A 1,983-nucleotide genomic window follows, 5' to 3' on the forward strand; every position below is an offset into this window, starting at 1 on the left:
TTCATATAGTTCAGAGAAATCTAAATTAAGTGTATCTACCTTATTAGGATCAATTTTCCCAAAATAAACTCTGCCTGGATATCCTGCAATTTTTAATTTAATCGTCTCATTACTAGAGTTATTAAGTGGGGATAAAATAACATCGACAAATAATCTTTGGTCTATAAAATTGAGTTCTGAAAAATCGTCAAGGAAAATAACCATCTTAGATAACCCACATTCATTCAATAATGTTTGAATTTCTGTTATTATTTCATTAAAGGGAAATGACTTATACACCATATCTGAATATTCATTATAAATTTCATTGTCGTCCAATGATTTATCAAAATCAGTTATTGTTGACTCTGCGACTCCCCCAACAGATGGTAATCCATTTTTATATTGAGCTTGAGCTGATGCTTTAGAATTTGTAGTTTGAGTATTCTCTGTCTGACTCTTAGATCTTATCTGTGTTGTAATCCTTTGTAATACTGGTAGTTCATGTAAATCCATTTTGGTATTTTTTACCCTACCCTGTATTTCTTCTAGGCTTTTCGTTAATTCATCGTACTGTTTTCTTTTCCCCATCCAGCGTTCCCAAATTGATAAGTTTTCACAAGTAGATTTTATTTCCTTAAGTAAATCCGAAATAACTTGTCCAAGCATCGATTTTCTTAAAATATGGGCTCTAAATGCACCTTCACTAATACCCTCATTTTGAATTACGCCATCTGAAACTTGTTGATTTGGAATCATATCATAAAGAGATTTAACATCTAAATAGATAGTAATTATATTCTTTTTTTCTTTCATTAAAAGCTGTGCTTTTGAAAATACTGTGCATTTCCCGGTTCCTTTTCTACCCAGTAGAAAAGTTGTATTCCCAGACAATATTGAATTTAATACCGCATCTCCAGGAAGGGGATCCACGTATATTTTATTAACTGGATCAACACCAATTTCATCTTCAAAATCTCTAAGTTCAGCTCTTCTGTATTGCCTTAAAGATTCAGCTATTTGTTTGAATTTTATATGGTCCATAAAAATCCCCCTTTAAAGAAAATGTATAGGTTTGTTTAGCTAATAATTTTGAAAAATTATATTTGAAATCTGCATACCTTTCATATACTTTTCGGATATAAATTTCACATCTCTACTATTATAACCTTGAATAATATGTTAGCAAAACTAATTTTATCCTCTATATATTTTGAGAGGTACCTCTACTCTTTATTTTTAGATTCAACAAACACATTTGACTTGTTTTTATATTATCCAAGTTCATTAACAAAACCTTACCTAAAAGACTCATATAATTGCCCTTGCTCCAACTGCTTGAACATTACGAACGCCCTTTACAGCGAGCCTTTCGGGGCATGTTTATTCCGAGCCAAGCCACAGCTTTTCAAAAAAGTTGTGGCTCGAACCAAATAGGTTAACATGCCCCTGCTCACTGTAAAGGGTTCGCTACGCCGTTCTCCATGCTCAAGCAATTTCCGCCACTAAGTTTCTTTCATCGCCTGTCGCACTAGTAATACGATAATAATGGTAATACAATCACCCTCTTACATTGCTTTTATTTAATGCTTGATTTCCATTAAAATTGATTTTTGTTCGTTTAGCAGTTTTAATTTCTATGTTTCCAGTCATTGCGTCAGCAATAGCAATATCAGCACCACTCCACATATGAGCATAATGTTTTAAAGTGATTTCGGGACTTGAATGCCCCATACGTTGCGACAAAACAAGTACTGACACATTAAACTCATTGATAAGATACGAAGCATGTGAATGACGCAACCCTTTCGCTTGTATCTTTTTCACATCTGCAAATTTTGCGTAACGAGCAATGATTCGACCTATTGTTGACTTAATCATAGGCAACCCGTCATAACTGAAAACAAAATCATTCTCTTTGCCTAAACCTATTTCTTTTTGTCTATTTCTCCATTCTATTAAAATTGTTATAGTATCATCATCAAGCGCAATCATTCTTTTGCC

At 33.2% G+C, this 1,983-nt stretch carries 1 protein-coding gene and 1 pseudogene; both read right to left on the reverse strand.

Annotated features, from left to right (window positions below; genetic code table 11):
- Positions 1-1,023: pseudogene (locus KVT27_RS23075) on the reverse strand (hypothetical protein); the annotation flags it as partial.
- 516 nt (positions 1,024-1,539) lie between these two features.
- The coding region (locus KVT27_RS23080) for a tyrosine-type recombinase/integrase (protein WP_217582015.1) at positions 1,540-1,983 on the reverse strand (444 nt) is incomplete at its 5' end.

The sequence above is a fragment of the Lysinibacillus sp. GbtcB16 genome (assembly GCF_019091145.1).
Lineage (GTDB): Bacteria > Bacillota > Bacilli > Bacillales_A > Planococcaceae > Lysinibacillus > Lysinibacillus fusiformis.